Raw genomic sequence first — 24,166 nt, forward strand, 5'->3', positions numbered from 1 at the left:
TACTCTTAAACAGCTAATGAATTCACATCTATTATCAATGCCACATTTCCATCTCCTAATATAGTTGCTCCTGCAATACACTTAATGCCCGAAAGAAGCTTTCCAAGTGATTTTATAACCACTTCTCTTTGGCCAATTAATGAATCTACTAAAAATCCTGATAATCTTTCACCCTTTTTCACAATAACAACTGTCATATTTTTCTTTTGGTCATCATTTTCAGGTACTTGCAAAACTTTACCCAGTCTTACAACAGGAACTACCATATTTCTAAGTAAAATCACTTCCTGATTTTGAACCATTTTTATTTGTTCAGGAGTTATTTTTATAATTTCTTTAGTACTGTTTAAAGGTATAGCATACTTTTCTTTCCCAATTACCACTAATAAAGCCTGTATTATTGCAAGGGTAAGTGGAAGCCTTATTATAAACTTACTTCCTACACCTTTCTCAGTTTCAACTTCAACTATACCACCTAATTGCTCTATTTTAGTTTTTACAACATCAAGTCCTACTCCTCTGCCTGAAAGATCTGTTATTTTATCAGAAGTACTAAATGATGGCTTAAATAAGAAATCAATAATATCTTTTTTGGATAGATTCTCTGCCATATCTTTTTTTATTACACCTCTATCAATTGCCTTTTTCTTTACTTTTTCTAGGTTGATTCCCTGACCATCATCTTCTACCTCAATGACAACATTATTCCCATCCTGATATGCCTTTAAATTAATATGTCCAGCTACTGATTTTCCAATATTTTTTCTTTTTTCTGTTGATTCCAATCCATGATCTGCAGAGTTTCTTATTAAATGTATTAAAGGATCTCCAATTTCATCAATAACTGTTCTGTCAAGCTCCGTCTCTGTTCCTGTCATATTAAGCTCTATATCTTTTCCAAGCTCTTTTGAAACATCTCTAATCATCCTTGGAAATCTATTGAAAACCAAATCCACTGGAACCATTCTTACCTTCATTACTGCATCATGAAGGTTTGTCGTTATTCTCTCTAAATATTCAACAGCTTCATCATAACTTTGTGAAGTCTCAACATCATCTAGCCCTTCAAGGCGAGTCTTAATAATGATAAGTTCGCTTACAAGGTTCATTAAAACATCAAGTCTATCAATGTCAACTCTTACTGTTTTACCTGTTTTCGCTTTATGGGCTTTCATTTTTGATTTCTTTTTATCTTTCTCTGTATCTTTTTCCTCTTCTTCCAAATTAGTATTTTTTATAGAATGTTCTTCATAAGCCTCCTGCACCTGTGATTCATCAGCTTTTTTATCATCAATAGATCCAATAACAACTTTTTCAACTTCAGCTATATGATTAATTTCTTTAGTAAAAACCGAATCATCTTCTTTTGTTACACATATAACTGTGAATTCAAAATCAAATTTTTCATCTTCTATATCTTCAACTCTTGGCTCTGACCTTATAATTTCTCCATACTTTTCAAGAGTCTGAAAAATTATAAATGAACGTGCAGATTTTAGCACACAGCTTTTATTTAGTATAATTGTAATTTCAAAAACATTCATGTCCATAGAATAGGCCTTATTTACTGCGTTTTGTTCAAATTGGTCGAGTTTAAAATTTGCTGTTTCATACTGTGATTTTTCAGTTGTTTTCTTTTTTCTGTCCTTTGAAGAAGCAGCTTTTCCTCCTTCATTTTCCCCTTTTTTATCCAATACAGAGTTTAATTCATTTATTATCTCAGTATAATCGTTATCTCCTTCACTTCCTTCGTTCATAATATTTTCCGTATAAAATTCCAGTGCATCTAAGCATTTAAACAATAAATCAATCAATTCAGATTTGATTCTTACTTCATTACTTCTCACAGCATGCAAAACATTTTCCATGTCATGAGTTAATTTAGCCATTTTGCTAAACCCCATAGTTCCAGACATGCCCTTTAATGTATGAGCTACCCTAAATATTTCATCCAAAACAGACTTGTCCTGAGGGTTTTTCTCTAAACTTAGAAGCGATTGATTAAGTGACTGTAAATGCTCTTTACTTTCATCGATAAAAATTTCTAAATATTGACTCATATCCATTATTTATGCACCCCCATGGTTTTCATAATTTCATTTGCTATTTCGTCTAACGCTGCTACAACATCTACCACACCTTTTAATATTGCCTCTTTAGGCATTCCAAACACTATACAGCTTTTTTTATCCTGAGCAATAATATGTGCATTATTTGTATTTTTAAGTATCTCAACTCCTTCACTTCCGTCTCTGCCCATGCCAGTCATTATAACTCCTATAATGTTTTTAAAATTAGTATTCGATAACGACTTCATCATTACATCTACTGAAGGTCTATGTCCATTTACAGGTGGATCTTTTGACAGTTTTATTTTAAGTACATTTTCAGAAGATTTACTTACCATCAAATGAGAATCTCCTGGTGCAATGTACACATGTGAACCTTTAATAACTTCATTATCTTCAGCTTCTTTTACCTTAACCTTGCTTATGTAATCAATTCTGTCTGCTAAAGATTTTGTAAATCCTGGAGGCATATGCTGTACAACTAAAAATGCTGCTTCCACATTTGGATGAATTGAAGAAATAAGCTTTTGTAATGCTTTTGGACCACCTGTTGAAGTTCCTATTGCAACAATATATTTTAATTCTGTTTTTTCTTTCACTAAATCCTCATCTATTAAAAATTTTTCTTTATTACTATCATAATTATCTAATGCTCTTCCTGCAATTTTTATTTTTTGTACTATTTCGTTTTTTTTCTCCTCACCAGACATATGAAATATATTTGAAGGTTTTGTAATAAAGTCAATCGCTCCATCATCTAAAGCTTTAATGGTGGCTTCTGCTCCTTCTTTGCTAACACTACTAAGCATTATGACAGATACTTTAAGCAATCTGTTAAGCTCTTTGAGACACAAAAGACCATCCATAACAGGCATGTTAATATCTAAAGTTACTACATCAGGATTTAAGACTTTAGCCTTTTTTATAGCATCAAGACCATTTTTAGCAGTATCAATAACTTCAATCTCATCATCGCTGCTCAAAATATCCCGTATTACTTTTCTCATAAAAGCTGAATCATCTACAATCATCACTTTTACTTTTTTATTAAGTCTTTTCATAAAATAATCAGCCCTTTTTAATAAGTCTTCTCTGCTCTTGAAATATATAACTTACTATTTTCTCCCTTGCCTTCTCACTAATTTTCTCAAATGACACTCCAATTTCATACTTGTATTCTCCTCTATCAACTCCATATTCACTAAACCTTACTACTTTCCCACGAAAGCCCACTTTATCAAAATCATTTAAAAACAATTCACATTCAAGAATATCTCCAACACTAACCCTATTGGTTAATTTTATACAAACCCCTCCACCACTTAAGTCTCTAGTTATTGTTTTTTTTAAATCTTCACCTTTTTTTAAATTGGATTTTGAAGCTTTTATTACTTTATATTTAATTGGATTTGTACATTCAAACCTAAAAAACTCTCTTCTTTGAATTTTTTTTATATCACTTAATGTATTTATCTTTAAAACTCTAATATCATTTCTTTTAATTCTTTCTATAACTTCAGCTTCAAATTGATAAAAATTTTCCTTTTGAATGAAGTATATCTCTAAATTGGCTCCTTTTTCTATAGGATATAATCTCCCTTTATATATAGGTGCTAAAATATACAAAATTTTATCATGCTCAGTCCACTCTAACTGACTTACAAATTCAGGGCTTTTTTCCTCATCACTTAATTTCATTTCCAGCTTCAGACCTTCTTTGAGCTGATTAAAATTCATATTTTTCACCACCTTTGTCCTAAAAACAGCAAAGAATCTATTTATCCATTTAAAATGTTAACAAATCTGCTTACAAAACTTTTTATTCCTGTTGTACTTCCACTATCAGCATTATTTTTTATTTCTAAAAGATTTTTTGATATATCTTTAATTTGCTTTGATGCCATACTCTTTGGAAAACTTAAGGAAAAAGGCTGCTGCATTTTTACAGCTTTTATCACCATATTATCCTGAGGTATAAATCCTAATGGCTGAAGTTTTACTTCTAAAAACCTTTTTGTAACCATTGAAAGTTTATTTGTAATATCACTTGCCTCATTGACACTTTCTGCCCTATTTATAATCAATCTAACTGTCTTATTAACATCTCTTTTAGATATCACCTTTATAAGTGCATAAGCATCTGTAATAGATGTAGGCTCTGGAGTAGCAACAAGCACCACTTCATCTGCTGCCATAACAAAACTCATTACATTGTCTGAAAGGCCTGCTCCTGTATCAATAAGTATTACATCTGACATCTTATCTAAAAGTGAAATATTTGCAAGAAATTTTTGAATCTGATAATTATCAAGCTTTGCCAAATCTTCAATACCTGATCCACCAGCAATAAATTTAATATTTTTAGGTCCATCAGATAATATTTCAACAATATTTTTGTTATTGTATATAACATCCACCAAAGTATACTTAGGAACAACGCCAAGTAATACATCTATGTTTCCCAGACCTAAATCTGCGTCCATAATTGTAACCCTTTTGCCCATCTCACTTAATGCAATAGCTAAGTTTATAGTTATATTTGTCTTTCCAACTCCACCCTTGCCACTGGTTACAGTAATTACTTTGGCCGACTTATTTTTCTGGACAACCTTTTCATCAGCTTCACTTATAGGCTCTTTAAGTTTTAAATTATCTATAATTTGTCTTAATTTATTCGCTTGATCCATCATCCACTAAATGCTCCCTATTAGATTTTTTGTTATTTTATCTATATTTGCCATTTCTATATCGTCAGGTACATTTTGTCCATTTGTCACATAAGAAAGGGGTTTGTCTGCGTATTGTTTTACATTTAGAATAGTTCCTAACGAAGGAGTTTCATCTAGCTTGGTAAAAATCAACTTGTAGTTTCCTAAAAAACTATAACTATCAATAATTTCTTTGCAATTATTCTTTCCTGTAGTTGTACTTAAAACCAAAAACATTTCATCTGCACAAGATGCTTTTACCAAAGTCTTAAGTTCATTAAATTGAGGCTTATTCCTGCTGCTTCTGCCAGCAGTATCGATAAAGATAATGTCTTTATCCTGGTAGCTTTCAATTACACTGTTTATTTCATTTAAAGAATAGACCACCTCTAAAGGCATTCCAAGTATTTCAGCATAGGTTTTTAGCTGATCTACTGCTGCAATCCTATAGGTATCGGCAGTAATAAGTCCTACATTTTTTTTGTGGTTTAAAGCATAACTTGCTGCAATTTTCGCTAAAGTTGTAGTCTTTCCTACTCCTGTTGGACCTACGAAGATAACTACTGTTGGCTTTCCATCTTCTCTTAGCTTTATTGTTTCAGGTTTTCCGAGCATTCCGGATATAAGATTGTAAAGTATCAACGCCGTATCATTAACACTTATATTTGAATTGCATCTTTCCCCAGCTATTTTTAGCAGCTGTTTGATGATTTTAGTGTCCACTTCATTATTTTTAAGATTATTATGAAAAAGTTCCATTACTTTTGAAACACATTGTTCTTTTGATGCTTCATTAGATTTCTTTTCAGGTTGTTGAACTTTATCATATATTTTTTGAAGTATGTTTTCCATACTATTAACCTTATTCTCCAACAACATGATTTTTTCCTCTTTTTCTGTCGATTTACTTTTCACTTCATTATAATTTTCTTCATTCTTTTTAATATTATCATTATTCTGCCCGTTATTATAAAAGGGCTGCCTGTTATCATAAGAGGGTTTTTTTGCCTTTATATTTTGATATTCATCAATTGCTGCTAAAACCTCAATCATTGGCTTTGACATAAAATTCAAAAGCCCTTTCTGCTTTATCTTTCTGGTGTTTAGTATTACTGCTTCATTTCCTAAATCCATTTTTACTTTTAGCATAGCCTCGTGGGCATCTTTTCCCATATACCTTCTTACTTTCATTAAATACTCACCGTCCCAACAGCTTGAACCTGTATATCAGGATCAAGTTCATTATATGATAACACTACCAATCCTGGTATGGACTGATCTGCAAGTCTTTTAAAATATAACCTTACAACAGGTGATGATAATACAATAGGCTGTTGTCCTAACTGCATAAGCTTTTGAACTTGCTTTGATAAATTATTTATAATTGAATTAATTAACCCCGGCTCTATATTTAGAAAAGAACCGGTTTCAGTTTTTTGAACAGAGTCCATAATTACCTGCTCTAATTTTGGATCTAATGTTATTACCGATGACTTTTTCTCTTTCATGAACTTTTTGGAAATAGCTCTTCCTAAAGACTGTCTTACATATTCAGTTAACATATCTGTGTCATTTGTAGTTGGAGCATAGTCAGCTAATGTTTCTAGAATTGTTACCATATCTCTTATAGATATACCCTCCCTTAAAAGGTTTGCAACAACTTTTTGGATTTCTCCAATTGACATTACTTTAGGAACAAGTTCTTCAACTATAGCAGGATAATTTTCCTTTACTTTTTCTATAATTGTCTGAACCTCCTGTCTTCCAGTAAGTTCATGTGCATAACTTTTGATAACTTCTGTAAGATGAGTAGCTATAATAGATGGAGGATCAACTACAGTATAACCTAACATTTCAGCTTTATCCCTTTGTGTCTCATTTATCCATACTGCTGGAAGACCAAAAGCAGGCTCAGTGGTATTAATACCTGATATCTCCTCTTCCACAACTCCAGGACTCATTGCAAGATAGTGGTCAAGCATTAGTTCTCCATCTGCCACCTCAACTCCTTTAATTTTTATAATATATTGATTGGGGCTAAGCCCAATATTATCCCTTAACCTTATTACAGGAACTATCATCCCCATATCTAGGGCAAGCTGTCTTCTTATCATAACAACCCTGTCCAGCAAGTCACCTCCTTGATTTACATCTGCCAAAGGAATTATGCCATATCCAAATTCTAATTCAATAGGGTCTACTTGAAGAAGATTTACTACATTCTCAGGCTTTCTTATTTCCTCAACCTCTTCTTCTTCCCCTTGCTCTTCTTCCTGTTTTTCAACTTCTTCTTTTTGTTTAGAAAGCACCACTCCTATAATTATAAATGCTGTTCCCAATGTAAAAAATGGCAGTGTCGCTAGGGGAATTGCCAGCAATATACAAAAACCTCCAGCTATAAAAAACACTTTAGGATTGTAAAGTATCTGCTGCCTTAAATCATCACTTAACCCTCCATCTGATGCAGACCTTGTAACTATAAGTCCTGTTGCAAATGAGACTAACAGAGCTGGAATCTGACTTACAAGACCATCTCCAATTGTAAGTATTGTATAGTTTTCAAGTGCAAAACTAAAATCTTCTCCTCTTATTACAGTTCCAATTATCAAACCACCAGTTATGTTAAGTATAGTAATAATAATTCCTGCTATAGCATCTCCTTTAACAAACTTTGTGGCTCCATCCATTGCTCCGTAAAAATCCGCTTCTCTCTGAATTTTTTTTCGTCTCGCCTTAGCTTCAACATCATTTATAAGTCCTGCATTTAAATCTGCATCAATAGCCATCTGCTTTCCCGGCATTGCATCTAGTGTAAATCTTGCAGCAACTTCTGACACTCTTTCAGTTCCCTTTGTTATAACAAGAAACTGAACAATCATAATAATTAAAAATATAATAAAACCTACAACCAGATTTCCTTGAGCTACAAATGTTCCAAATCCCTCAATAACTCTTCCAGCTTCACCCTCTGATAGCACCAATGTTGTAGACTTTATATTGAGAGATAATCTATACATTGTAGTAAATAACAAAATAGATGGAAACACTGAAATCTGCAGAGCCTCTTTTGAATAAATAACATTTAGCAGAATAACCAACCCTGCGGATATGTTAATAGCAAGAAAAACATCCAGCAGTCCACCTGGAACAGGTATTATTATAATTAAAACAATAGCAACTACTAAAACAGCTACCGACATATCCCCAAATTTCATCTATTTCCTTCCTCTCTCACTGTTTTTCAAACCATATACGAAAGCTAATACTTCTGCAACAGCTTGATAAAGCTCTGGTGGTACTTTTTCTCCTATTTCAACAGCAGTAAATATTGCTCTTGCCAAGGGTTTATTTTCAACAATTTCCACACCATTTTCTTTTGCCGTTTCTTTTATTCTCAAAGCTATATAGTCCTGTCCCTTTGCCAAAACAAAGGGTGCATCTGAAATTTTAGCATCATACTTTACAGCAACTGCAAAATGTGTTGGATTTGTTATAACAACATCTGCATCAGGTATATCCTGCATCATTCTTTTCATAGACATCTGTTTTTGTTTTTGCTTTATTTTTGATTTAATTTCAGGATTACCCTCTGACTGCTTATGCTCTTCTTTTACTTCATGTTTTGACATCTTAAGTTTTTTTTCATATTCCCACCATTGATACATATAATCAAAAACTCCTAAGATTAAAATTGCTATACACATTCTTATTGCAACATTTGTACCAATAACTCCTATATAGGCTGCTATGCTTATTACATCCATATCCATTGTTTTTAATATATTTACCACTTCACCTCTAAGGTACAAAAAACCAATTAAGCCTATTACTGATATTTTAAAAATTGCCTTAACCAACTCTGTTAACGACCTTATTGAGAAAATTCTCTTTAATCCACTAAGTGGATTGAGTTTGCTTAATTTAAATTTCAAAGTTTTTGTAGTAAATAAAAATCCTACCTGTGCATACATTGTTATTAATGCCGTTAAAAAAGCTACAGCAAATATCGGAATTATTATTTTTAAATAAGCTACAACTGCCTGTGAAAACACTTTAAGTATTCCATCTAAAGTATAAAGCCCTTCCATTTTAGGTGATTGAGTATAAAAAACTTTAAATACTTCTAGAATTTTTTCATACATGTAGCTTCCAGAAATTCTTAAAGTAATAAACATGCATAAAAGTACTATGGCTGATGTCATTTCCTTGCTTTGAAGTACCTGTCCTTCTTCTCTAGCTTTCTTTCGCTTTTTAGGCGTAGCTTTTTCAGTTTTTTCACCACTATCCGCAAACTTTTGAAGATTTACAGGCATTAAATTTGATTTTATTTTATTATATTTAGCTAATTTTAATATACTGTGCCAACTTTTTTTCATTTTGGAGCCATGCTTTCTAAAAAATTGTACATTTCTCTGTCCATTCCTTTTATGAGAGATTCTAAAACCGATACAAATATTGGTACAGTTAGCATCATAACTGATAATCCTAAGAAAATTTTCAAGGGCATTCCTACTATAAAAACATTAAGCTGAGGTACAGTTTTTGAAATAACCCCTAGGGCAACATCTGCAATCAATATAGCCGCAACAACAGGCCCACTGATTTTAAAACCTACAAGAAAAATATTTCCAAAAACTCTTATAACATCATTAACTAATTCTTCTTCAAATATAGCTAAACCCAAAGGAACAAACTCATAACTGTAAAAAAGTGCCCTGATTAAAATATGATGTCCATTGCAAATAAGAAAAATCATCATGCAAAATATAAAGTAAAAAGTTGACGTAATAGGTACTTGAATATTACTTAAAGGATCAACAACATTTACAATCCCAAATCCCACTTTCATATCAATAAGCTGACCTGCTAGGTAAATTGCAGTAAATATTGCATATGACACATATCCTAAAGTAATTCCTACTAAAAACTCTTTTAATACCAGAAGAAAATATTCAAAAACACTTGAATAATGCAATCCGCCATCAACTTGTAAAGAATTAACAAGCATTAAAGCTAACAAGAATGAAAAACCTATTTTAAAATACGCCGGAATATTCCTTCTGCCAAAAATAGGTGCTATTACAAAAAGTCCAGTCATTCGGACAAACACTAACAAGAATACTTCTATACCATTTAATAAAATTCCTTCTGGTATAAACAATTTTTTGCCCCCCACTTTTCTGTAGTTTCCCACCTAGGAATGCCTTAGAAATAACGTCCTATTTTCAAGGATAAAATCCTTATAATCTAACGGGTTTTAGACGATGATAATTAAATTTTATTTCTTAGCCATTACCTGTTATTTTCTATCTTATAAATTGATTTAAATTCATATATAAATCTTCGGTAAAGTCAATTAATACTCTAAGCATCCACGAACCAAATATAGCAATACTACCTAAAACAGCTAAAATTTTTGGAATAAATGTTAGTGTCTGTTCCTGAATCTGGGTTGTTGCCTGAAAAATACTTATAGCCAAGCCTACAAGCAAGCTCATTCCAAGCATAGGTGCTGCTACATATATTACTGTCAAAAGAGCTTTTTGTGCTAAGTCAATTACCATACCCTGATCCACTAGAGCACCTCCTTTTAAAGGAATTTCTATTTTAAAACTCTGTAACCTGAAAGCTAATAAAATCTTGGGGAATCTTTGTAAAAAACATTACCTAAGTAACAAAACTATTTATTAAAGACTGGGTTATAAGATTCCACCCACCAACCATAATAAACAACAATACTTTAAATGGTAGTGATATCATAACCGGCGGAAGCATCATCATACCCATTGACATCAAAGTACTAGAAACCACCATGTCAATTACAAGGAAAGGTATATATATTAAAAATCCAATTTTAAAAGCAATTGTCAATTCGCTAATCAAAAACGCTGGAATTATTGTAGTTAGTGGCAAATTAGGAATATCTGCTTCATTAATAGGAGTCTCTTCTCCAGATAATGATACAAAAAGTCCTAAATCTTTTTTTGCCGTCTGTCCTAACATAAACTCCTTTATTATGTCTGAAGCCTCTTCCATTGCTGCCTCCTGTGTAATCTCTTCACTTGCGTAGGGTTGTAATGCACTCTCATTTATATCTGTTAATACTGGTCCCATTATAAATAAAGTCAGAAACAAAGCTAGCCCAATCAATACTTGATTCGGCGGCATTTGCTGAGTTCCCATTGCATTTCTTAAAAAAGATAATACAATTATTACTCTTGTAAAACTCGTCATCATTATTAATATAGCTGGAGCCAATGCCAACACTGTTAGCAGCAACAAAATTTGAACAGTTGACGTTAAGTCCTCAGCATCGTCTGAAGAACCTACACTTAAATCAATTCTGGGAAATTCTATTATATCAGTATCTGCATAAACATTTGATACCAATATCATAAAAATCAAAACACTCAATATAATTATTTTAAGATAATTCAGCTTTATTCTCATTTGTATATTCATCCCCATCTTCTGTCGTCTTACTTGCTTGTAAATCTGAACCAAGTTCTTTTAATCTTTTTAAATTCTTTTTAATTTTCTCTCCTTTAAGATTCCTATCGTCCCCTGCATTAACATTTTTATCTGAATTTTCAATCGTTTCATTAGCATTTTTAGATTTAAAATTCTTTAAATACTTATTAAAAAAATCTTTAAAGTTTACAGTATTGGGGTTATTTGTATCTATCTCTTTTTTCTGCTCATCCAGCTCAACTGTTTTTAACATTTGTATGTTTTTCCCTGCAGAAGAAATCAACATAAAATCATCAGCTACTTTTACCAAATGCAACCTGTTGTCAAAACCTAAGCTAACAGTTTCAATAACCGTAACATACTTTCCTTTCATAACACGGTTTGTCTTTTTCCCTATATACTTTGTAGTTACGTATGCTAAAAACAGGATGGAGCTAAAAACAATCACAAATGCAATCCCACCAACAAGTCCTTCCATTTGTAACTCCCTCCCTTATATAAAATTTTTGATAATTTGACTTATCCAATAACTTTTTTTACTGCCTCCACCACTCTTTCCGCTTGAAATGGTTTAACAATAAAATCTCTTGCTCCAGCCTGAATAGACTCAATAACCATAGCCTGTTGCCCCATAGCAGAGCACATAATAATTTTTGAATCTCCATCAATCTTTTTAATTTCTTTTACTGCTGCAATACCATCTACCTCTGGCATTGTAATATCCATAATTACCAAATCAGGTGTTAATTCTTTAAACTTTTCAATTGCCTTTGCACCATTTTCAGCTTCTCCTACAACTTCATAATCATTTTTTGACAAAATATCTTTAATCATCATTCTCATAAAAGCTGCATCATCAACTATAAGTACTCTTTTACTCATTATTTATCCTCTCCTTAATTATGGTCTGTGAAACTAATGTTTTTTTATATTGCTATTTTCTAGTTTTTAATATCAAATGCCACTCTTTCAAACATTTTTTATATTCTTTGGGAAGGATGAATTATATCAGTTATTCTGACACCGAAGCTTTCATCTATTACTACGACTTCACCTTTTGCTATTGCTTTTCCATTTACTAAAATATCTACCGGTTCTCCTGCTAACTTATCTAACTCAATTATAGAACCTGGACCAAACTCCAATATTTCTCTTATATATTTTTTTGTTCTACCAAGCTCAACAGCTACCTCTAAAGGCACATCCATAATAAGGCTTATATTTTTTTTCTCAACAGATATTACATCTTCGTCAAATGCTTCAAAGCTTGCTGGTTGTACATTTACAGGTTCACGCATTTTCCCACCACTTTGAGCATTATTGTTTCCACCTTGCTGCATATATGCCTGTTGCTGATATTGCTGTTGTTGTTGCTGTGGTGGTGGTTGCTGTGGTTGCTGCTGTTGTGGCTGCTGTTGTTGTGGCTGCTGTTGTGGCTGTTGTTGTGGCTGTTGTTGCTGTTGCTGTTGCTGTTCTTCTTCTTCTGCTTTTAAAAGATTTGCAACTAATTCTTTAGCAAATTCAATAGGTATAAGCTGCATTATTTCACTGTCAATAAGATCTCCCACAACCATCTTAAAAGATATCTTAACTACATTTCCTGAATCTTCAAACGCAGAATCTGGATTGTCAGATTTAATTTTTATTGAAAAAGCTTTAGGTGGAGAAATATCTATTTTTTTATCAAAAACAGATGACATAGAAGTAGCTGCTGAACCTATCATTTGATTCATAGCCTCAGAAATAGCACTTATATGTAAATCTGTTATGTCATCATCTACCTTGCTTCCATCTCCCCCCATCATCAAGTCTGTAATTATTTTTGCATCCTTTTCCTTTAAAAGCATTAGATTACTTCCATTCAAACCATCAATATATTCAACCTTTGCCGCCACATATAAGTTCTTGTATTCTTCAGCTAATTCTTCCCATGAAGCAACTGAAACTGTTGGTGTAGTTATAGATACTTTTTGCCCAAGAAGTGTATACAGTGTTGTTGCTGATGTACCCATGCTAATATTACCTACTTCACCTAATGCATCCATTTCTTCTTCAGTTAGTTGATCTTCGGCTTGTGTATCTTCATCTGTTTGATCTTGTGATTCGCTTTCCTGTGATTCACTGGATTCTTTATCTCCATTTAGTAATGCATCAATCTCTGCTTGCGACAACATATCATCCAATTTACCCTTCCTCCTTTCCCTCTATAACTTCAGCTATTTTAACAGCAACTTTATTTTTCTTAACACCAGGAGTTCCATAAAATTTCAACAATTCACCTACTAATATTTCTAAGTTATTATTTACATTAGTATCTAACGGAATTACATCTCCTGAATGCAATTCAATAAAATCACCTACTGAAATTGAAGTTCTTCCCAAAACTGCCTTAAGTGGTACTTTGGTACTCTCTATTTTGTTTTCAATATTAACCTTAGTATCTTTAGTAGATTCCTTTTCAACAGAGGAAAACCAAAATTTAGTGCTTAACTTAGAAACTATAGGCTCTACAACCATGTGAGGAATACATATATTAATCATTCCTTCAACATCACCAATTCTTGTACCCAAGGTTATTAAAGCTATCATTTCATTTGCAGATACTATCTGTGCAAACTGTGCATTAGTTTCAATTTTTTCAAGCCTTGGTCTTATTGAAATAACATTTTCCCATGGCTCCCTCATTAAGTTTAAAATTTGGATAATTATTCTTTCAATAATAGCAATTTCTACTTCTGTAAAATCTCTTAGCTTTTCTATCGAGTTGCCTTTTCCGCCTAGAATTCTGTCAATTAGTGCATATGCAATTGACGGAGACATTTCCATTATTATTGAACCTGACAGTGGAGAAAAATCCACTACCGCAAGCAATGCAGGATTTGATATTGAGTTATTAAACTCACTATACGCTACCGGCTCTACTGAAATAACATTAACCTGCACAAGATTTCTCAAATATCCAGAAAGAAAGTTGGTTACAAGCCGTGCATAATTATCATGTATAATATTTAAAGTCTTAATATGATCCTTTGCAAATTTACTCGGTCTTCTAAAGTCATGAACTTTAACTTTCTTTTCTTCTTTTGTATTGTTTATCTCCTCTACGTCTATTTCACCAGTGTTTAACGCATTTAATAGATCGTCTATCTCGTTTTGTGAGAGTATATCTCCCAAAGAAAGCACCTCCTACTGATAAAACCATTGATCAAATACAATAGTATAAATAATATCGTCATTTGTCTCTTCATTTCGAAGTAAATGCTCATTCATTAATGCTGTCAGTTTATTTCGTGCTGTTTCTTTAGCATCCACATCTACCACTTCATCAATGGTTAAGTTTTGAAAATATGTGCCCACAATCTCCTGAAGTTTACTTATATTTGCTTCAACCTTTTCTGTAGTATCCCTTATTCCATCTACATCTTCATAGTAGGAAATTTCCATGCTCACTACAATAACAGATTGTCTTTCTGAATCCTCGCTTTTTAAATTAAAAGGCGTTTTTTCTTCAAAAAGCATCCTTCTTATAAGCTCATCTTCTCTAGGCACTATAATTATTTCATCTTCTGGGTCTTCCGCATCTACAGGGTCTGGACTTCCTCCTAATAATATATACCCTGTTAGCAATGCAATCGTTAATGAAAGAAATGCAATTACGCCAATTAGAATAAAAAAACTACTTTTACTTTCCAATTTTATGCCCCCTTAATGTTTTAAAGTTGATTTTACAACGGGCAAACAGTAAAAACAGATTTCCTATAAGAGTTAAAATTCTTTGTTGAAAAAAAAGACTTTACTCTTATATTGTATCACTTTTTCCACTACTTCTTCAACAGTTTCGGCAACAACTATTTTTTTGCCATTTATTGTCGTAATAACAGTATCTGGGGTTTTTTCAAGAGTTTCAATATACTCGCAATTTAGAACAAATTTCGAACCGTTTAATCTAGTTACATTAATCATAATATTTTTACCTCAAAAATTCAATAGTAATTTTATAATTTATCGAAAAAAATATTCTATAATGTAAGTTTTTATATGAAAATGTGGTTTTTTAATAATATAAATAGTAAATACTTATAAAATTGTTTACATTTTATTTTATTCTACCTAAGGTGGAGAAAATCCTCCACCTTAGGCAATATAATTTTTACTATCTTTTTAAGTTAACTAATTCCTGAAGCATCTCATCTGATGTGGTAATAATTCTACTGTTTGCCTGAAAACCTCTTTGGGTTATAATCATATCACTAAACTCTCTGGAAAGGTCAACATTTGACATCTCCAAAGTACCTGGGTTTAGCGTTCCTGCCCTTCCTGAACCTGCTCTTACAGCTTTATTGAAATCACCTGAATTGGTAGTTGGAATAAACATATTGTTTCCAACCTTTTCTAACCCCGCAGGGTTTTCAAATTCTGCCAGACCAATCAATCCTAAGGGTTGTTGCTGACCGTTACTATAAATACCCGTTAACATTCCATCCGCACCTACATTAAAAGTAACCATTGATCCAGTTGAATATCCATCCACATTTGTAGGATTTACAGAACTATCTGCTGAATACATTGTAAGTTGTGAAAAGTCAAGTTGAATTTCTATATCTTCACTTCCTACGCTATCATCAGGTTGGATTACTACATCAGGAAAAACGTCAGAATCAGCATCTGAAACAATTTGTCCATTGTCGTCAAACTTTATGCTTCCACCAGCAGCTGCTCCTGGATCAATATCTGCACCAGAACCTACTTCCCACAACCAAGTAGTTTCCCCACCAGTAGCTTCTTCTTTCCAAAAGTTTATATTTATTTGATAATCGTTACCTAGTGAATCATATACAGTAACTGGAGTCATAAACTGTACATTATCATCTTCTCCAGCTTCGCCTCCTAGTGCTGGATTGGATGAGTCAAGGTTTCCTGTGAACATAGCACTGGTACTAGCACTTGCATCAATCATTCTTTTATTGTTATTGTGCTCATCAGAAAAGATATTTATCGGTTCAATCTCATTTTCTGTATCAAATGTATAACTGCCATCTGCCTCTCTTTCATAGGCCTGCCACCCATATACATTCATACCATTTCCAGTGACAAGGTTACCGAGCTTGTCAACTCCGAAATTTCCAGCCTTGGTAAAGTTAAATGTATCACCGTCTCCACCTCTAACAATAAAGAATCCATCTCCTTCTATTGAAAGATCTGTAGGATTATCTGTCCTTTCAACACTCCCCCTCGTTGTTATAGTGTCTATAGAACCAACATCTATACCAAGTCCTACCTGCATAGGATTTGTACCACCTCGTCCAGTGGCTGCATCAGGAGCACCTGCACCGCTTATAGTCTGATTAAACACTTCCTCAAATGAAACTCTTCCTGATTTAAAGGCTACTGTATTTACATTTGATACATTGTTACCTATAACGTCCATTCTTGTCTGATGACTACGAAGACCAGACACTCCTGAAAACATAGATCTCATCATAGTTTTACGACCTCCTTTAAGTAAATCTATTCCTTCTATCACTCTGGAATAGGCAGCTTCCCTAAAAGGGTCCAGCTGCATGATTCAATTAATTTTTTATGCGATTACTGCACCGTCGATATTGGTAAATACATTTTCCTTCAGTTCTCCATTATTTAAAGCAGTTATAACAGTCCTGTTTTTTACACTGACAACAAAAGCCATATCATCTACCAATACAAGGGACTCCTTTACACCTTTATCATTAGCCCTTTGAACTGCTTTTGAAATTTTCTCTTTTTGCATATTAGTAAGTTTGATTTCCCTGCTTTCAAGTCTATCCCTAGCATGTTTTGAAAATGTAACTTCAACATTTTTATCTGACTTGCTCTTAAATATTTCATTAAAACTTCCAGTCTGTTTGTTATCAGGCCTTTTAGGAAGGTCAGTTTTCTTTTGAGGAGATATTCTTCCCACATTAGCATAATAATTATTGTTTATAATCATTATTCCCCTTCTCCTTCCTCTCCTAGAGAACCACCTGGCTTTTCTTTTATACTGTTAATACTGTCAACGGAAACCTGTACCTGATTTAAAACTGCTGTTATCCTGCCGCTTTCTTCTACATCAAAACTATTCAATAATCCAGTAACAGGAACCTCATTGCCTGTATCATCAGAAACAATTAAATTCACCTGCTGTCCTAAATTATTAGTCAAATAATCAGTCCTGAATTCAGGGTTGGTAGCAGAAAATTCAGTGTCTATAGATGCAACATTTACAGATACTTCATCCATCACTCCATAATTTTCATTCATTCCTTTTTGAATTTCCTTTACAACACCAGTAACGCCGACCATATCCGTTGTTGAAGCATCATATAAAACCCCATCAACTTTATGTCCTATAAGCCCAGTGTACTGTGATATACCTTCATCATTATAAATTTCACTTTCACCTTCAACGCTTCTGACTCTATCAACTGGCACATCTCTGCCGTTAACATCTAAAACTGTTTTGCCACTTTCTATACTAACACTGTCAACCCGACCTTCTACCACTTCTTTTTCATTTGATGTTTGATTAATTACATCAGCAGTTATATTTTTTCCAATCATACTAAATGCTTTTATCTGTGAAAAACCACTGTTCATATTCTGCATTTGTTCTAATGAACTAAATTGAGCCATTTGAGCAATAAATTCCTTATCTTCTACAGGATTCATAGGATCTTGATGACTAAGCTGAGTAATTAAAAGATTTAAAAAATCATCTTTCCCAAGTTCATCAGTATTTCTCTCCTCAACCCTGTTTTCTGTTGAGTCTATAATATCCTGCAATGTTTTCTGATGTTCTACTCCATTTACAGACATTTCTACTCTCCTTTCTATGCAGTTAAATTTATACTGCTGTCACTTAAAAGATATGGGTTGCTTTTTTCTATTTCAATACCAATATCTTTTACACTTACACTACCTGATGAATTTGATTTATCTTTTTCATTAAGTCTTTTTAAATTCCTTGGATTTTCTCCATTTCCATTATGATGTCTGTCTTTATTTTGATTTACAGATACACTAAATTCCTGTACAGAAAACCCTTGCTCTTTAAGTGATTCTTTTAAGGTATCCATATCTGCTTCTATGGCAGCACGTACCTGTTCACTTTCTGCAACAAATCTTGCAATTAAAAGCCCTCTCTCTGTAACCAGTCTTAATGACAATTTACCAAGATTGTCCGGTTTTAAATCCATAATCATTTCACTTTTGTCCCCATCTAAAAGAACTTTCGCCTTTTCTACAATTTGAAATGATATTTCTTTTTTGGTAACAACTTCTGCCTTCTGACCATTAGCTATTTCTTTTACCTGTTCCGAACTTTTGACCTCTTCAGAAAATAAGCTTCTAAATTCACCCTGATTGCCATTATTGACTTTTTCTTCTAACACCTCGCCCTTTTGATGAAGAAAATGTTCATCCATTTCACTTTCTTCACTGCTACTAGAATTGTTTTGCTCAGTATTTGTCTTTTTACTTTCTATGTAGTTTTTGTCATTTTTCCCATCTAGCATTTCATCATCTTCTTTTACTTTGACATCTTCTTTTACTTTGACATCTTCTTTTACTTTGACATCTACTTTTTCAATTACAGAATCTACTCTTTTTTCTACAATGTCTTTCATGTTTTTGGACATCTCTTCTGGAAGGCTTTTAGATTCCTCATTTAACAGTTCTTTTAAACTTTTTTTGATTCTTAGGCTTAATTCTTCTTTGTCAATATTAATTTCACTTTCTTCAACTTCTACCTCAACACCTTCTAGTTTTATCCAGTTGTCTCTTTCATCAGTTTCTTTTATATGTTTGCCACCTATATTTTCTGGATGCTCACCTAAAGATTTTTCAACTTCTCCTTTTACCAGTTCAATAAGCTTAAGTAATGCACTTTCTTCTTTTGAATCAAGACCTAAGAATTCTTTTAGCATATCAAAGCCTTCTTCAATGTTCATAATATCAACTTTAAATGTATCTAACAGAATCTCTAACTGCTCGATACTTATACCTAACCCTTCTGCCAGACATTCTTTTATAATTTCCTCTTTTTGACACTTTTCTGATACCTTTTTTGTTTCACTTTCTCCACTGCTTTTAGACCTTAAAACTTCTTTCTCATTTTTTTGCTCTTTACGTTTTACTACATCTCTATAACTGTTTTTACTATCACTCTTATTAGAAAAATTAGGTTTTCTGTCACTACTGCTACTTGGTTTTTTGTCAACTGATCTGTTTAAGGTATCATTAAAATTAGGAAAAGAACTGTTTGAATTTCTTTTGTCTACCTGGCCTGTTTTGTTATAAGGCATTGAAAAAAGAGTTTGAGCTGAGCTTTTAGTTATCATTTTTTCACCTCCTTTCAAAACTTTAATATTCTAAAACTATTCCATACTCTTTTGAAAGTTTTTCTGTAACTCTAGCTGCATAGTTTTCACTCATTTCTTCTAGTATCAATGCTGCATTTTTGTTATTCATATCTTTTAAAATATAAACAACCAAATCCATTTTTGCGTCTCCAAGTTCTTCAAATATTTCAGCCGCCGCACTTGAATCCATATCTTGATAAATTCTCGAAAACTCCAAGGCTTCCTCATTAATTATGTCTTCTTCCATTAATTCTGTATATATTTTTTGTGCATTTTCAGGATCAATAACTGCAAAATACTCTTTAAATTCCTCTTTATTTCCAGAAGCTATAATTTCATCAACTATTAACTCTTTTTCTTCAACACTGTCCACATAATTTTTTATTTTTTCATACTCAATTTCTAATTCTTTGTATTTATCTTCGATATCTTCAAGCTCCCTAATAATTTTCTTTGCTTGTTCTAACTCACTTATCAAATCACTGTTTCTACTTCTAAATTCATCATAAGCATTTAACAATTCTCTATCTGTTAAATTTTCAGGAGCATATGGATCATAATCTTCCGGAGCTTCCGGCAAAGCATTTCTTAAAACAGGAATTCTTCTGATTTCATTTCTATAGTCTTCCGCTAAACCATTAAAATTGTTTTTTATAATAAGATAAAAAACCCCTGCAATTATTCCAATTACGATAACTAATGCCGTAACAAATGCAAGTATTCCAAATAAAAAGCTATTTTTTTTCTTATTATCATTTTGTTTTTTATTGAGATTCTTTTTTTTCTTTGCCATTTTAATCTCCTGTTTTTATTATAAAATCAAGATATTAATCTATTTTTAAATGCCTTATGCACCCTCTATGTATTTATAGCTGGAAATTTCCTCATTAATCTTTTGTTCTTTTTGTAACTGCTCTTTTAAATGTTCTTTATATTTTTTATCTCGCAGCTTATCTATTATCTTTTTTTCTTGGGAAGCTTTTATAAGCTTTTCTCTATATCTATCGACATTATCCTTGGCATTCTTTACATTTTCCATTTGACGTTTCGCTTTTTTATTTAGAACTTCTATATATTTACTGTACTTTTGCAAATCCCTTATACTGGCACCATCTCTAGATTTAGTATTTATTTGACCTGCAAACGCTTCTTTTTCGTTTTCAATTTTATTAAAAATTCTTTTCTGGCTCTCATATTCACCAATGGCTTTCCCCAAATCATTTTTTAAACCATCTTCAATTTGTCTTTTTAAGTTTAGAAGGGATTGTAATCTAAATGTGAATTTGCCCATGTGAATCACCAGCCTTTAAATATTTTTACTTTAAAATATTTTTTAACTTTTTAAATATCTGATCGTACGTATATCTTTCATCAACACCTTGTTCAATAAATCCAATTATATTGTCTATCACATCTATTGCATAATCAATTTTTTTATTACTTCCCTTTACATACGCACCAATATTTATAAGGTCTTCTGCATCTTTATATATTGCCATTACTTTTTTTATCTTCCCGGCTATTTCCTTTTGTTCATCTGTCACAACCTCGGACATAACCCTGCTTATACTTGCTAAAACATCTATTGCAGGAAACTGATTTTTATTGGCCAGCTCTCTTGACAAAACAATATGCCCATCTAGAATTCCTCTAGCAGTATCTGTTACAGGCTCTGTCAAATCATCTCCATCAACAAGCACTGTATAAAGGCCTGTTATCGAACCTTTATCAGAATTGCCGGCTCTTTCTAAAAGTTTTGGAAGAACAGCAAAAACTGAAGGTGTATATCCCCTTGATACAGGAGGCTCTCCAACTGCTAAGCCTACTTCTCTTTGTGCCATTGCAAACCTAGTTAAAGAATCCATTAACAGCAATACACTTTTTCCCTGATCTCTAAAATATTCTGCAACAGCTGTTGACATTAATGCTCCTTTTAGTCTTACCAATGCAGGCTGATCAGAAGTTGCTACCACTACAACAGATTTTTTTAACCCTTCTTCTTGCAAGTCCTTTTCTATAAATTCTCGTACCTCTCTTCCACGCTCACCAACTAAAGCAATCACGTTAATATCTGCTTTCGTATTTCTTGCTATCATACCCATCAGTGTACTTTTACCCACTCCACTTCCTGCAAAAATACCTACTCTTTGACCTTTCCCCACTGTCAAAAGACCATCTATAGACTTTATTCCTAAAGATAAGGGTTGCCGTATCCTGCTTCTGTCTAAAGGAGCTGGTGGAGAATTGTCAACAGGATAGAAGCATTCTGAATGGATTTCACCTTTATCATCAATGGGATTTCCCATGCCATCAATAACTCTGCCTACTAAATTTTTCCCTACTTCTACACTTAAAAAATCCCCTGTTGAAAGTACTGCACTTCCCTGCCCAATACCACTCATATCACCTAAAGGCATTAAAAGCACTTTGTTATCTTTAAAACCAACTACTTCAGCCATTATCGTTTTCTTTTGACCTTTTATTTTGCAAAGTTCACCTATATTAACTTCCGGACCAGTAGACTCAATTGTAAGCCCTACAACTTTTGAAACTTTGCCTGTACACTCAATAAAATCACATTTATCTAAAGCTTTTTGATATTTTAAAAGATTAATGCTTGACATAGTGACTCCTTTAACCTTCTATACTTTTGTCTAAGACTTTTTTTCCAATAAGCTTTGTAAAAGCATTCTCAATTTTCTTAAGTTTTGTAGAAACTCCTGCATCCACAGTTCCATAAGGTGTTTCAATCATACATGCACCTTCTTCTAACGATGAATCTTTTTTTATATCAAGTTTACCTACACCCTCTATCAAAGAAAGAATTTTTTCCCTGTTTCTAACTGCAAAGTCATGATCTTTAGGTGAAACTTTAATTATAACATCATCTTTATTAGAACACTTTTCAAATCCTTTCCTCAATATTTCAAAAATGTTTTCTTTATTTAAAGATACCTGTTCTCCTATAACTTTTTTTGCAATATCTAAAATCACATTTACAGCGTCTTTTTCAATTCCGTTCATCACCTCTCTATATTCTTTCTCTGCATTTTTCTTTATAGATTCCGCTTCTTCTAATAAACTTTTATACTCCTCTTTACCCTCATCATAACCTTTTTTTAACCCCTCTTCTCTTGCCTCAATTTCAATTGATTCCTTTAATTTATCACCTTCAATTTGAGCTGCTTCAATAAGCTTAACAGCCTCAATTTCTGCTTCTTTTATTATAGTCTCTGCTTCTTCTTTTGCTCTTTCTATAAGCTCATCGTAATCTTCATTTTTATTCATATCATCTTCATTTTTTTCAATATCAAATTCTAAATCATTTAATTTTTTGATATTATGATAATTAACTGGTTTTCTTATTTGAACCGGAACACCAACATTTATTTGATTGCTTTTAAATACTTTGTTATACAATTATTTCATCTCCTCCACCTCTGGAAATTACTATTTCACCTGCATCCTCAAGTTTTCTTATAATGTTAACAATCTTTTGCTGTGCTTCTTCAACATCTTTAAGTCTTAATGGCCCCATAAATTCTATGTCCTCTTTAATCATTTCAGCCATACGCTTGGACAAATTAGAGTATATTTTATCCTGAACTTCTTCTGTTGTTCCCTTTAATGCAATTGCCAGCTGACTATTTTCAACCTCTCTGAGAAACCTCTGAATTGAGCGATTGTCCAATGTAAGTATATCTTCAAATACAAACATTCTCTTTTTAATTTCTTCTGCCAGCTCTGTATCTTCAATTTCTAGAGTCTCCATTATGTTCTTTTCAGTTCCTCTGTCCACATTATTCAATATATCTACTATTGACTGCACACCACCTGCTGCAGTAAAATCTTCAGTAACAAGTGAAGATAATTTCTTTTCTAGCACCCTTTCAACTTCTTTTATAACTTCTGGAGACGTCCTATCCATTATTGCAATTCTTCTGGTTACATCTGCTTGTTTTTCCTGCGGAAGAGCTGCAAGAACGACAGATGACTGTTGTGGTCTCAGGTAAGCCAAAATTAACGCTATTGTTTGAGGATGTTCATTTTGAATAAAGTTTAAAAGCTGTGAAGGATCTGCTTTTCTAACAAAATCAAAAGGTCTTACCTGTAAAGACACCGTAAGCTTGTTTAGAACATCTAACGCTTTTTGTGTTCCAAGAGCTTTTTCCAGTATTTCTTTTGCATAACCTATTCCTCCCTCAGTAATGTAATCCTGAGCAAGACAAATCTGATAGAACTCCTCCAAAATCTTTTCCTTTTCTTTTGGAGATACAGATCTTATGTTTGCTATTTCTAAAGTAAGCTGCTCTACTTCTTCTTCTTTAAGATATTTAAATATCTCTGCCGATTTTTCCGGACCTAATGCAATAAGTAACATTGCAGCTTTTTCTTTACCTGTCAAATCTGATTTTGTTCCTCCATGAGCCACCATGTACTACCCCCAAACCTTGATGTAATTATTGTCTAATATAGTGTTTAAAAATATCTTTTTGCCTAAAATCCTTCAACCTTTTATAATCTATTAAATCTCAAACTT

25 protein-coding genes are annotated in these 24,166 nt (G+C 32.8%); all 25 read right to left on the reverse strand.

The window, feature by feature from the left end; translation table 11 throughout:
* Positions 1-5: 5 nt before the first annotated feature.
* Positions 6-2,066, reverse strand: a complete 2,061-nt coding sequence (locus tag RBH29_RS05405; RefSeq protein ID WP_306695750.1) for a chemotaxis protein CheA — start codon at positions 2,064-2,066, stop codon at positions 6-8.
* A complete protein-coding gene (locus RBH29_RS05410; RefSeq protein WP_306695751.1) occupies positions 2,066-3,130 on the reverse strand; it encodes a protein-glutamate methylesterase/protein-glutamine glutaminase in 1,065 nt (354 codons plus the stop codon). Before RBH29_RS05410 ends, RBH29_RS05405 begins: the two co-directional genes overlap by 1 nt.
* Positions 3,131-3,137: 7 nt before the next feature.
* Positions 3,138-3,806 (reverse strand): flagellar brake protein, encoded by a 669-nt coding sequence (locus tag RBH29_RS05415; RefSeq protein ID WP_306695752.1) that lies wholly within the window; start codon positions 3,804-3,806, stop codon positions 3,138-3,140.
* 41 nt (positions 3,807-3,847) lie between these two features.
* Positions 3,848-4,759, reverse strand: coding sequence for a MinD/ParA family protein (locus tag RBH29_RS05420; protein ID WP_306695753.1), 912 nt, complete (start codon positions 4,757-4,759; stop codon positions 3,848-3,850).
* Between the two features lie 3 nt (positions 4,760-4,762).
* Positions 4,763-5,968, reverse strand: a complete 1,206-nt coding sequence (flhF, locus tag RBH29_RS05425) for a flagellar biosynthesis protein FlhF (protein ID WP_306695754.1) — start codon at positions 5,966-5,968, stop codon at positions 4,763-4,765.
* On the reverse strand, positions 5,968-7,992 hold the full coding sequence (gene flhA / locus RBH29_RS05430; RefSeq protein WP_306695755.1) for a flagellar biosynthesis protein FlhA: 2,025 nt from the start codon (positions 7,990-7,992) through the stop codon (positions 5,968-5,970). The genes flhF and flhA overlap by 1 nt, the downstream gene beginning before the upstream one ends.
* Positions 7,993-9,153, reverse strand: coding sequence for a flagellar biosynthesis protein FlhB (gene flhB / locus RBH29_RS05435; RefSeq protein WP_373463295.1), 1,161 nt, complete (start codon positions 9,151-9,153; stop codon positions 7,993-7,995). It lies immediately after the preceding gene.
* Positions 9,150-9,938: a flagellar biosynthetic protein FliR gene (fliR, locus tag RBH29_RS05440; protein WP_306695756.1), complete on the reverse strand. Its 789-nt coding sequence runs from the start codon at positions 9,936-9,938 to the stop codon at positions 9,150-9,152. The genes flhB and fliR overlap by 4 nt, the downstream gene beginning before the upstream one ends.
* A gap of 145 nt (positions 9,939-10,083) precedes the next feature.
* Positions 10,084-10,353: a flagellar biosynthesis protein FliQ gene (fliQ, locus tag RBH29_RS05445; RefSeq protein ID WP_306695757.1), complete on the reverse strand. Its 270-nt coding sequence runs from the start codon at positions 10,351-10,353 to the stop codon at positions 10,084-10,086.
* Positions 10,354-10,444: 91 nt separating this feature from the next.
* Positions 10,445-11,227 (reverse strand): flagellar type III secretion system pore protein FliP, encoded by a 783-nt coding sequence (gene fliP, locus RBH29_RS05450; protein ID WP_306695758.1) that lies wholly within the window; start codon positions 11,225-11,227, stop codon positions 10,445-10,447.
* Positions 11,202-11,726 carry a flagellar biosynthetic protein FliO gene (locus RBH29_RS05455; RefSeq protein ID WP_306695759.1) on the reverse strand — a complete coding sequence of 175 codons (525 nt, stop codon included), beginning with the start codon at positions 11,724-11,726 and terminating at the stop codon, positions 11,202-11,204. Before RBH29_RS05455 ends, fliP begins: the two co-directional genes overlap by 26 nt.
* 41 nt (positions 11,727-11,767) lie before the next feature.
* Positions 11,768-12,130, reverse strand: coding sequence for a response regulator (locus RBH29_RS05460; protein WP_306695760.1), 363 nt, complete (start codon positions 12,128-12,130; stop codon positions 11,768-11,770).
* Positions 12,131-12,228: 98 nt separating this feature from the next.
* Positions 12,229-13,431 (reverse strand): flagellar motor switch phosphatase FliY, encoded by a 1,203-nt coding sequence (fliY, locus tag RBH29_RS05465; protein WP_306695761.1) that lies wholly within the window; start codon positions 13,429-13,431, stop codon positions 12,229-12,231.
* 1 nt (position 13,432) lies between these two features.
* Positions 13,433-14,422, reverse strand: coding sequence for a flagellar motor switch protein FliM (gene fliM / locus RBH29_RS05470; RefSeq protein WP_306695762.1), 990 nt, complete (start codon positions 14,420-14,422; stop codon positions 13,433-13,435).
* A 12-nt stretch (positions 14,423-14,434) separates the two neighbouring features.
* Positions 14,435-14,941 (reverse strand): flagellar basal body-associated FliL family protein, encoded by a 507-nt coding sequence (locus RBH29_RS05475; RefSeq protein ID WP_306695763.1) that lies wholly within the window; start codon positions 14,939-14,941, stop codon positions 14,435-14,437.
* 72 nt (positions 14,942-15,013) lie between these two features.
* Complete coding sequence (locus RBH29_RS05480) at positions 15,014-15,211, reverse strand: flagellar FlbD family protein (RefSeq protein ID WP_306695764.1); 198 nt, start codon at positions 15,209-15,211, stop codon at positions 15,014-15,016.
* 190 nt (positions 15,212-15,401) lie between these two features.
* Complete coding sequence (locus tag RBH29_RS05485) at positions 15,402-16,730, reverse strand: flagellar hook protein FlgE (RefSeq protein WP_306695805.1); 1,329 nt, start codon at positions 16,728-16,730, stop codon at positions 15,402-15,404.
* Between the two features lie 96 nt (positions 16,731-16,826).
* On the reverse strand, positions 16,827-17,216 hold the full coding sequence (locus RBH29_RS05490; protein ID WP_306695765.1) for a TIGR02530 family flagellar biosynthesis protein: 390 nt from the start codon (positions 17,214-17,216) through the stop codon (positions 16,827-16,829).
* Positions 17,216-18,082 (reverse strand): flagellar hook capping FlgD N-terminal domain-containing protein, encoded by an 867-nt coding sequence (locus RBH29_RS05495; RefSeq protein WP_306695766.1) that lies wholly within the window; start codon positions 18,080-18,082, stop codon positions 17,216-17,218. The genes RBH29_RS05490 and RBH29_RS05495 overlap by 1 nt, the downstream gene beginning before the upstream one ends.
* A gap of 14 nt (positions 18,083-18,096) precedes the next feature.
* Complete coding sequence (locus RBH29_RS05500) at positions 18,097-19,605, reverse strand: flagellar hook-length control protein FliK (RefSeq protein WP_306695767.1); 1,509 nt, start codon at positions 19,603-19,605, stop codon at positions 18,097-18,099.
* Positions 19,606-19,627: 22 nt separating this feature from the next.
* A complete protein-coding gene (locus tag RBH29_RS05505) occupies positions 19,628-20,419 on the reverse strand; it encodes a DUF615 domain-containing protein (RefSeq protein WP_306695768.1) in 792 nt (263 codons plus the stop codon).
* 54 nt (positions 20,420-20,473) lie between these two features.
* Positions 20,474-20,917 (reverse strand): flagellar export protein FliJ, encoded by a 444-nt coding sequence (fliJ, locus tag RBH29_RS05510; RefSeq protein WP_306695769.1) that lies wholly within the window; start codon positions 20,915-20,917, stop codon positions 20,474-20,476.
* A 25-nt stretch (positions 20,918-20,942) separates the two neighbouring features.
* Complete coding sequence (gene fliI, locus RBH29_RS05515; RefSeq protein WP_306695770.1) at positions 20,943-22,250, reverse strand: flagellar protein export ATPase FliI; 1,308 nt, start codon at positions 22,248-22,250, stop codon at positions 20,943-20,945.
* 10 nt (positions 22,251-22,260) lie between these two features.
* Positions 22,261-23,046 carry a FliH/SctL family protein gene (locus RBH29_RS05520; RefSeq protein WP_306695771.1) on the reverse strand — a complete coding sequence of 262 codons (786 nt, stop codon included), beginning with the start codon at positions 23,044-23,046 and terminating at the stop codon, positions 22,261-22,263.
* The gene (fliG, locus tag RBH29_RS05525; RefSeq protein ID WP_306695772.1) at positions 23,039-24,061 is read right to left on the reverse strand and encodes a flagellar motor switch protein FliG; all 1,023 of its coding nucleotides are present in this window, start codon (positions 24,059-24,061) and stop codon (positions 23,039-23,041) included. The genes RBH29_RS05520 and fliG overlap by 8 nt, the downstream gene beginning before the upstream one ends.
* Positions 24,062-24,166 lie beyond the last annotated feature (105 nt).

The sequence above is a fragment of the Herbivorax alkaliphila genome, assembly GCF_030848475.1.
In the GTDB taxonomy this organism is placed as follows: domain Bacteria; phylum Bacillota; class Clostridia; order Acetivibrionales; family Acetivibrionaceae; genus Herbivorax.

Coding starts and splice junctions, on each gene's coding strand:
- RBH29_RS05410 (WP_306695751.1), bottom strand. CDS start 3,130: ATGAAAAGACTTAATAAAAAAGTAAAAGTGATGATTGTAGATGATTCA.
- RBH29_RS05490 (WP_306695765.1), bottom strand. CDS start 17,216: ATGATTATAAACAATAATTATTATGCTAATGTGGGAAGAATATCTCCT.
- RBH29_RS05500 (WP_306695767.1), bottom strand. CDS start 19,605: ATGATAACTAAAAGCTCAGCTCAAACTCTTTTTTCAATGCCTTATAAC.
- RBH29_RS05505 (WP_306695768.1), bottom strand. CDS start 20,419: ATGGCAAAGAAAAAAAAGAATCTCAATAAAAAACAAAATGATAATAAG.
- flhF (WP_306695754.1), bottom strand. CDS start 5,968: ATGAAAGTAAGAAGGTATATGGGAAAAGATGCCCACGAGGCTATGCTA.
- RBH29_RS05485 (WP_306695805.1), bottom strand. CDS start 16,730: ATGATGAGATCTATGTTTTCAGGAGTGTCTGGTCTTCGTAGTCATCAG.
- RBH29_RS05420 (WP_306695753.1), bottom strand. CDS start 4,759: ATGATGGATCAAGCGAATAAATTAAGACAAATTATAGATAATTTAAAA.
- flhB (WP_373463295.1), bottom strand. CDS start 9,153: ATGAAAAAAAGTTGGCACAGTATATTAAAATTAGCTAAATATAATAAA.
- fliI (WP_306695770.1), bottom strand. CDS start 22,250: ATGTCAAGCATTAATCTTTTAAAATATCAAAAAGCTTTAGATAAATGT.
- RBH29_RS05460 (WP_306695760.1), bottom strand. CDS start 12,130: ATGAGTAAAAGAGTACTTATAGTTGATGATGCAGCTTTTATGAGAATG.
- RBH29_RS05455 (WP_306695759.1), bottom strand. CDS start 11,726: ATGGAAGGACTTGTTGGTGGGATTGCATTTGTGATTGTTTTTAGCTCC.
- RBH29_RS05480 (WP_306695764.1), bottom strand. CDS start 15,211: ATGATTAATGTAACTAGATTAAACGGTTCGAAATTTGTTCTAAATTGC.
- fliG (WP_306695772.1), bottom strand. CDS start 24,061: ATGGTGGCTCATGGAGGAACAAAATCAGATTTGACAGGTAAAGAAAAA.
- RBH29_RS05405 (WP_306695750.1), bottom strand. CDS start 2,066: ATGGATATGAGTCAATATTTAGAAATTTTTATCGATGAAAGTAAAGAG.
- fliP (WP_306695758.1), bottom strand. CDS start 11,227: ATGAGAATAAAGCTGAATTATCTTAAAATAATTATATTGAGTGTTTTG.
- RBH29_RS05495 (WP_306695766.1), bottom strand. CDS start 18,082: ATGTCTGTAAATGGAGTAGAACATCAGAAAACATTGCAGGATATTATA.
- flhA (WP_306695755.1), bottom strand. CDS start 7,992: ATGAAATTTGGGGATATGTCGGTAGCTGTTTTAGTAGTTGCTATTGTT.
- fliJ (WP_306695769.1), bottom strand. CDS start 20,917: ATGGGCAAATTCACATTTAGATTACAATCCCTTCTAAACTTAAAAAGA.
- RBH29_RS05415 (WP_306695752.1), bottom strand. CDS start 3,806: ATGAATTTTAATCAGCTCAAAGAAGGTCTGAAGCTGGAAATGAAATTA.